Annotated in this window: 7 protein-coding genes; 1 reads left to right on the forward strand and 6 read right to left on the reverse strand. The window is 71.4% G+C overall.

Annotation, left to right across the window (positions count from 1 at the left end):
* Nucleotides 1-527: 527 nt before the first annotated feature.
* A complete protein-coding gene (locus VF665_RS12230; protein WP_331053704.1) occupies nucleotides 528-1,388 on the reverse strand; it encodes a type II CAAX endopeptidase family protein in 861 nt (286 codons plus the stop codon).
* Between the two features lie 140 nt (nucleotides 1,389-1,528).
* On the opposite strand from VF665_RS12230, the gene VF665_RS12235 reads away from it, so the two are divergent.
* Entirely contained in the window at nucleotides 1,529-2,053 is a 525-nt protein-coding gene (locus VF665_RS12235) for a hypothetical protein (protein ID WP_331053705.1), read from the forward strand.
* A gap of 142 nt (nucleotides 2,054-2,195) precedes the next feature.
* On the opposite strand, the gene VF665_RS12240 is transcribed toward VF665_RS12235, so the two are convergent.
* The 5 genes from VF665_RS12240 to VF665_RS12260 all read right to left on the reverse strand — a co-directional run bounded on the left by VF665_RS12240 (nucleotide 2,196) and on the right by VF665_RS12260 (nucleotide 7,466).
* Complete coding sequence (locus VF665_RS12240) at nucleotides 2,196-2,540, reverse strand: hypothetical protein (RefSeq protein WP_331053706.1); 345 nt, start codon at nucleotides 2,538-2,540, stop codon at nucleotides 2,196-2,198.
* 68 nt (nucleotides 2,541-2,608) lie between these two features.
* Nucleotides 2,609-3,295: a hypothetical protein gene (locus tag VF665_RS12245; RefSeq protein WP_331053707.1), complete on the reverse strand. Its 687-nt coding sequence runs from the start codon at nucleotides 3,293-3,295 to the stop codon at nucleotides 2,609-2,611.
* A 682-nt stretch (nucleotides 3,296-3,977) separates the two neighbouring features.
* Entirely contained in the window at nucleotides 3,978-5,849 is a 1,872-nt protein-coding gene (locus VF665_RS12250; RefSeq protein WP_331053708.1) for an ABC transporter ATP-binding protein, read from the reverse strand.
* Nucleotides 5,846-7,174, reverse strand: coding sequence for an MFS transporter (locus VF665_RS12255; protein WP_331053709.1), 1,329 nt, complete (start codon nucleotides 7,172-7,174; stop codon nucleotides 5,846-5,848). Before VF665_RS12255 ends, VF665_RS12250 begins: the two co-directional genes overlap by 4 nt.
* A gap of 118 nt (nucleotides 7,175-7,292) precedes the next feature.
* A complete protein-coding gene (locus VF665_RS12260; RefSeq protein ID WP_331053710.1) occupies nucleotides 7,293-7,466 on the reverse strand; it encodes a hypothetical protein in 174 nt (57 codons plus the stop codon).
* Between the last annotated feature and the right edge of the window lie 70 nt (nucleotides 7,467-7,536).

A 7,536-nucleotide genomic window follows, 5' to 3' on the forward strand; every position in this document is an offset into this window, starting at 1 on the left:
CGCCCGGGCCGGCCACGACGCCGCACATCCTCCTCGTTGACGAGCGTCCGCGTCCGGGGTCATCCCCATGCGGCGTCGGTTCCGCGTCCGCCTGTCCAGAGCGGATGAACACGACGGTGGAAACGCACAAAGTCCGCCTGCGCGGACCGCGGCGGCGGTGTCGGTGCGTGGCGCACAAACCGCCACACGCCAACAAGTTGTCATCCTGAGGAGGCGCCGGACGGAGCTGCGGGCGCGCCGAACCGTGGCGCCGACGAAGGATCTGCTCTTCGCCCGTTCCAACCTCGCTGCCCGCGAGGAGGCGGCGCCCGCGATGTGTACGCGGCGCAAGCCTCGATCGGGGACGCGACCGCGGCCACGAGCCGGGGCTTTCCGCCGTCCGAGCGGCGGATTCATCCGCTCAGGGAAGCGCCGGCCGAAAGCTGAGCGACTGAAGTCGCCGCAACAACGGCTGAAAGCCTCACGATACGGCTGTGAGGCTGTTGTTCGCGGAGAGTGCTTGGCCTCCCAACGCAGCCCCGGACGGGTCAGTCCGGCGACGGGCCCGCAGCGGCGGGGGTCAGGCGCGCGCGGCGGGGGCGCGGGGCGGCGGCGTCCTGCATGCGCCGGACGAGCCACGCGCACCACACCAGGCACACCGCCGCGACGCCCGCGGCGGGAGCGCCCCACGTCCATCCCTTCCCCGCCACCTCCACGTCGCGCGCGAACAGGTCCAGCGCGAACGCGGCCAGGTTCCACGACACGTGCAGCACCACACCGCTCCACACCGAGCGGCTGGCGTACACCGCGTTGCCCAGCACCAGCCCTCCCGCCAGAAGCACCGGGAACTGCTCCGGATCGGCGTGGGCGAAGGCGAAGAGGGCCGCCGAGGCGGCAATGGCCGGCATGGCGCCGAACCCGCGCTCCAGCGGACGCTGCACCCAGCCGCGGAACCCGAACTCCTCCAGCAGCGGGGCCGCCAGGATGGCCAGGAACCAGAACGCGGGCTCGCCGAACGGCCTGGCGATGAAGTCCTCCACCGGCTTGTACGCCTCCGGCTCGTGCGCCAGCCCGAAGGCCAGCAGCGCCACCCACAGCGCCTGCGGCAGAAGGGCGAACGCCGGCACCATGGCCAGCAGCCACGGCCAGGCCCGCCCCGGCGAGCGGACGCGCAGCCGCGCCCGGGCACGCCGCCGCGACGGCGCCCACGCGTACACGAACAAAAGCGCCACGGTCACCAGGACCATCCAGCCCGCTCCCAGCCGCGGGTCCATCCGCAGGGCCTGAAAGAGGGTCATCTGCCAGATGAGCACCAGGAACAGCCCCCACGCCGCGCCGGTCAGCGCCGTGCCGACGCGCAGAAACGGGGTGTTGGGCCCAAGGTCGGGTTTTGGGTTGGATGCTCGCATGATGGGGAATGCTAACGATTTCCGCCCCGCGGGACCAGTGATGTATGATCCGGGACGGCGGATGCGGCCCCCAATCGGCTCCTGTTGAGGGATGGACCGGAATGGTAGATTCAGGGCAGACCCGAACCGGCAGGAGTACAATGCCCGCAGTCCCGTTTTCGCAGATCCCTGACGACGCCCGCGTGTGGGTGTTCGGCGCCGCGCGCCCGCTGAGCGACGATGAGCAGCGCCGCCTGGCGGACCACGTGGACGCCTTCATCGCGCAGTGGGCTGCGCACGGATCGCCCGTGGTGGGCGGCCGCGACCTGCGCCACGGCCAGTTCCTGCTCGTGGCCGCCGACGAGCGCGCCACCGGCGTTTCCGGCTGCTCCATCGACACGCTGTTCCGCACGCTGGGTGACCTGGAGCGCGAACTGGGCGTGCCGCTGCGCGACGGCGGCATCGTCTTTTTCCGCGACGAGCACGGCGCGGTGCAGGCGGAACCCCGCCCCGCCTTTCGCAAGCGCGCCCTGAGCGGCGGGGTCGGGCCGGACACCGTGGTGTTCGACAACACCGTCACGCAGGTGGGCGACGTGCGCGCCGGGCGGTGGGAAACGCCGCTGGCTCGCGCGTGGCACGCCCGCGCCTTTCCCGTGGGCCAGCCCGCCGGCGCGCCGCAGGCCTGACGCGCCGCGAGCTTCCGATCCAGAAAACAGCCCTCCGCCGGACCATTCCGGCGGAGGGCTGTCTGGTTGCGCCCGGAAGCGGAAAGCGGAGCCGGGAAATCCGGCTCCGCTCCTTGTCGATGGACCGCGCGGCGAATGCGGATCAGCGCAGCGCGACGCCGCGCTCGCCGGACATGGCGCCTTCAATGCCGCCGATAAAGCTGCCGTCGCCGGGCTCGCTGCCGCCGAACAGCCCTTCGCGGCTGGTCTGCGCGGTCCGGGCGGCGGCGTGGGCGTTCAGCCAGCGGTCGAACGACTCCGAAGCCGCCATGAGCGAGTAGAAGGCGCGGCCCCGGCGCGAGCGGTCGCCCAGCATGTCGAGCGCGACGGCGACGAACGACGCGGGGATCACGATGGCGTCCTTGATGCCGTCCAGCACGGTCTTGAGCTGAAAGATCATCAGGTCGCGGATCAGCACTCCAGCGGGTACGCCCTGCGTCGGTTCCATCGTCTTGCTCCGGGGTTTCGGGTCCATCCTGTACGCCAACTTGATACGCGGCCGTGCTCTGCGGAGTTTCAGCTCGTGCGCGGTCCGCTGGCGTCCGGCTCCAGCGTAAAGCCTTCGGGGGCGCGCTGGGTGGCCGGCGGGGGCGTGTACAGATCGATGTAGATCACCTGCGGCGCCTCCTGCCCCTCGTACGTCACCTCGTACGCGTCCAGCGCGCCGGTGCCCTGCGACGAGTACCGCGAGGGAAAGTGGCAGCAGCTGCCCAGCCGGCGGTAGCGCAGCCGCTGGCCGCCCGGCGCGCGCAGCCGGTCCAGGTAGGCGCGCTGGTTGGCGGCGCCGTTCTCCGCCGCGCCGCCCACCCGCACCGGGTTGCCGCGGCCAAAGCCGAACTCGTCTCCCTGCTCGCGCGGGTCGGCGTCGCGGACGGCGTTGCCGCCGGCATCCACCAGCGAGTCCACGGCCGCGGCCACCCCCATCTCGGCCAGCAGCATGGCGGCGGTCGCTTCCATGTTGTCCATCCCCAGCGGCCGGCCCTCCCGGTTCACGACGACGCTGGAGATCACCACATGCGTGGAATCTCCGCGGCGCTGCAGTTCCACGCTCACCTGCGGAAACAGGTCCTTGTCATCCGTGCCCTGGCGAGGGAGCGTGACCAGCGCCTCGTCCAGCAGCCGGGCGCGGATCTGGTAGCCGTCCCGCTCCAGTACGTCCAGCGCGGCGCGGTACACGGCGCGGGCGGGAAGGGGCGACCGCATAGCTGACGACGGGCCTGCTGTCGTCGCTGTCACCGGACGAACGCTTCTGCGCGGCCGCGGGCGCGGCGAGCAGCACGAGGGCGGCGCCGAGCAGCGCGGCGCCACGGCGGAGTGCGGGCATGGAAAACGGGGAGCGTGGGGCGGGGATGGGAGATATCCGAATGATTGCCCGTTCCGATGCGCGGGCGCAAGGTGCGGGACAGGCGGACTCCGCGTGCGGTGAGGTCCGGCGCGGGTGATGGTTCGGTGGGTGCGGCGGGCTCCGGAGGCCCCACCCCCGCCCCTCCCCGTGCAAACTGCCGCACGGAGAGGGGAGAACAGCATCTCAGTGCGATCCGGACAGTGCGGATGCGGCCGAAGGAGGCCCCCTCCCCCCAGCCCCCTCCACCCGCTCCGCGGGAGAGGGGGAGCCGTTCGGCACCGGGTGAGGTGACGGTGCGTGTGGCCGGCCTTCGTCCAGCGGTTGAAACCGCACCTCGAGACCGGCGCCGGGCTGTCCGCCGCGTGCAGGTGAAGTCTCCCCGTCTGTTTGGGGAGACTTTCCGTCGTTGTTGCGGCGAATTCATCATTCGCTCACCCGACCCGGCGCCGAACCCTTGGCGCATCAACCCTCCCCCAGTCCGTTTTGGGGGAGGGTGGGCCGGTGGTGCCGGCCCGGGTGGGGGCCGCCGTCAGTCGTCCCTCAGTCCCCCGCGGCCGCGGTGGCGGGCGCCGCGGCAAAGTCCGGATCGGGGGTAAAGTCCTCCCCCGGGTTGATGAACCGGTCCTGCTCGAACGCGTACTGCCGGTCGTGCAGCTCGCGGTAGCGCCCGCCAAGCGCCATCAGCTCCGCGTGCGTCCCGCGCTCCACCACTTCCCCGTTCTCCAGCACCAGGATCTGGTCCGCGCTGCGGATGGTCGACAGCCGGTGCGCGATCACAAAGCTGGTGCGCCCGTACCGCAGCCGCCGCAGCCCTTCCTGGATCTTGTACTCGCTCTCGCTGTCCAGCGACGACGTGGCCTCGTCCAGAATCAGGATGCGCGGGTCCGCCAGCAGCGCCCGCGCAATCGCGATGCGCTGCCGCTGCCCGCCGCTCAGCTTGATTCCCCGCTCGCCCACGACGGTGTCGTACCCTTCCGGAAAGGCGCGGATGAAGTCGTCCGCGTTCGCCAGCGCCGACACCTCCTCGATCTCCGCGCGCGTGGCGTCCGGCCGCGCAAAGCGGATGTTGTCGGCCACCGTGCCGTCGAACAGAAAGTTCTCCTGCAGCACCACCCCCAGCTGCGCGCGGTAGTCCGCCAGCCGCACCTCGTTCAGGTCGCGCCCGTCGATGCGCACCGTGCCCTGCGTGGGCCGGTTGAACGCCATTACCAGGCTCACCAGCGTGCTCTTGCCGGAGCCGCTGCTCCCCACCAGCGCCACCGTGCTCCCCGGAGGCGCGTGCAGGTTGATGCCGCGCAGCACCGGCTGCCCCTCGTTGTACTCGAACCACACGTCGTCCAGCCGCAGGTCGCCTCGCACCGCGCCCAAGGCCGCGCGCTCGCGGTCCTCGTCATCTTCCGTGCGCATGGCCAGCACTTCGCGAATGCGGTCCAGCCCCGCGAACGCCTCGCTCACCTGCGTGCTGATGCTGGCGATCTGCACCACCGGGGCGGCCAGCATTCCCGTAAGGATCAGGTACGCGAACAGCCCGCCCAGCGTCATGTCGCCGCGCAGGATCGCCGGCCCGCCCACCAGGATCACCGCCACGCTCACCAGCCCGATGACCACCGTGGCGAACGATCCCACGGCGGACACGCCCGTAATCGACCGGGCGATGTTGCGGAACAGCTCGTGGGCGCCGCGGGTGAAGACGCGCTGCTCCCGCTTTTCCGTGCCGTACGCCTTCACCACGCGAATTCCGCCCAGTGTTTCCGTCAGCCGGCCGTTGACGCGGGCCGTGATCTCGCCGCGCTCGCGAAAGATGGGGCGCAGCCGCTTGAACGTGGTCGCCATGGCCCCGCCGAACGCGGCCAGCACGGCGATGATGCACAGCGTCAGCAGCCAGTTCAGGTACAGCAGCCCGGCCAGCGCCAGGATGGCGGTAAACACGCCGCCCACCAGCTGCACGATCCCCGTTCCCACCAGGTTGCGGATCCCTTCCGCGTCGTTCATTACCCGGCTTACCAGAACGCCCACCTGCGTGCTGTCGAAGTAGCGGATGGGGAGCCGCGTCACGTGCCGCTGCACCCGCCGCCGCATGTCGGTAATGGCGTGCTGCGCCGTCACGCTGATCACCTGCGACAGCGCGAACGAGGTCACGCCCTGCAGCAGCGTGGACACCAGCACCGCGCCGGCCAACGGGAGGAGGAGGCCGGAGCGGCCCTTGCCCAGCACCTCGTCCACCAGGTACTTGGAGCCGTACGCCGGCACGATCCCCGCCGCGCGGCTGATGAGCATGAGCACCAGGCCGATCCCCAGGTACCGGCGGTGGTGCCACATCAGCGCCCGGGCCTCGCGCCACGACTCGGCGGAAACCTTCTTCTTCGCCTTCTTCGCCTTGTCGTCCGTCTTCGTCTTCGCGTCGTCGCTCACGTGCGTTCTCCCTGAGGGTCGGCGCCGGCCCGGGCGGGGCGGCGCGGCGCTTCCAGCGGAGCGGCCAGCGGCGGCGCCCCCACCTCGTCCAGCTGCGGCACCGCCGCCTCGGCCTGCGCCGGGCGAAGCAGCCGCACCAGCAGCAGCGTCAGTATCGAAGCCGCCACCGCCAGCCATCCCACCAGGGCAAAGCCGCGGATGGGCTCGCCCCCGGTGCCGCCCCGGATCATCCATCCGCCCACCAGCGACGCCGCGCCCGCCGCGCCCTGCTGAATGGACGAGTTGAGGCTCATGAACCCGCCCCGCCGCCGCGGCGACACGATCCCCGTCACCAGCGCCGTGGCGCTGATCATCCGCCCCGACGACATCACCATCATGGCCGTCGTCACCGTCAGGATCAGCCAGAGCGGCGACGGGCCCAGGTGCGTCACCGTGACGATGGCCGGAATGCCCAGGAGGACGGAAAGGGTAAAGACCGGTGCGTGCCCCAGGCGGTCCGCCAGAGGTCCGAACACCAGCGGCCCCGTCACCAGCGTCGCCAGCCCGCCGGCCAGGTAGATGAGCGGCAGGTCCGCCTCGGCCAGCCCCGCGTTTTCCGTCAGGTACGCGCTCAGAAAGGGAACGACGCTGAACGCGGAGAACATGATGCCCACCGTGAGCGCAAAGGCCCGCAGGTGCTCCGGCGCGCGGGCGACGGCCACCAGGTCCGCCCACGCCGATCCCCCGGAGGGCGCCACGTGCCCGCGCATGGGCGGCAGCACCAGCGCCGTCCCCGCGATCACCAGGGCGGTCACGCCGCCCAGGAACAGAAACGGAGCTTCCCACGCAAAGCGGTTGGCCAGGTACAGGCCAAAGGGAAGCCCCAGCACCGAGGCGGCGCTGAAGGCGCCCATCACCACGCCCATGGCGGTGCCGCGCCGCTCCGGCCGGATCTGGTCGCCCACCACGGCGAACACCACGCCCGCCAGCACCCCGCCGAACGCCCCCGCCACTACGCGGGCCGCCAGCAGCAGGGCATACTCGTCCACCAGCCCGCACAGCAGCGTGCCCACCCCGAAGCCGGTGAGAAGAAACAGCAGCATGCGCCGGCGGTCAAAGCGGTCCATGAACGCCGCCGCCACCAGCCCGCTGAGCGCCGCGCTGAACGTGTAGGCGCTCACCAGCAGCCCGAACTCGCGCGCGGAAATCTGCAGCGAGCGCATGAGCATGGGCGCCAGCGGCATGATGAGGACGAAGTCCAGCACGTGGCAGAACTGAATGGTCAGCAGCACCAGCAGCAGCCCCCATTCGCGGCCGCTGAAGACACCCAGAGCCCGTCGGATCATTCGATTCTTGTCGTCGTGACCGGCCAGCCGGCCGTGAGGTCCGGCCGGGCCGGAACGATCATCCGCCCCCCGTACACCGCGGCGGGGTTCCGGCTCCCCTGGCCGCGCGGCAGCCGGTTCAATCGGCGGCCACGTCCGCGGTCATCAGCGGCGCCGGCCCGGGTCCGGCGGCGTTCATCCCCGCGCGCGGCAGGCGGATGACGATGCCGTACGGGTCCGCGCGGTCCGGCGCGAGGGTGGCGGCGCGGCGGGGCGAAACGCGCCCCCGCGGCAGGGTGAGCAGTGCGAACATCGCGGTCCCTCGATGGATGAAAGATGGCCGGGCCGCCGCGCGCGCGGCGGCCCGGCCATCTTTCATCCAT

This window comes from Longimicrobium sp. (assembly GCF_036387355.1).
GTDB lineage: Bacteria > Gemmatimonadota > Gemmatimonadetes > Longimicrobiales > Longimicrobiaceae > Longimicrobium.

Excerpts from the sequence above, each read along its gene's own strand:
- VF665_RS12230 (WP_331053704.1), bottom strand. The coding sequence starts at position 1,388 with ATGCGAGCATCCAACCCAAAACCCGACCTTGGGCCCAACACCCCGTTT.
- VF665_RS12235 (WP_331053705.1), top strand. The coding sequence starts at position 1,529 with ATGCCCGCAGTCCCGTTTTCGCAGATCCCTGACGACGCCCGCGTGTGG.
- VF665_RS12240 (WP_331053706.1), bottom strand. The coding sequence starts at position 2,540 with ATGGAACCGACGCAGGGCGTACCCGCTGGAGTGCTGATCCGCGACCTG.
- VF665_RS12245 (WP_331053707.1), bottom strand. The coding sequence starts at position 3,295 with ATGCGGTCGCCCCTTCCCGCCCGCGCCGTGTACCGCGCCGCGCTGGAC.
- VF665_RS12255 (WP_331053709.1), bottom strand. The coding sequence starts at position 7,174 with ATGATCCGACGGGCTCTGGGTGTCTTCAGCGGCCGCGAATGGGGGCTG.
- VF665_RS12260 (WP_331053710.1), bottom strand. The coding sequence starts at position 7,466 with ATGTTCGCACTGCTCACCCTGCCGCGGGGGCGCGTTTCGCCCCGCCGC.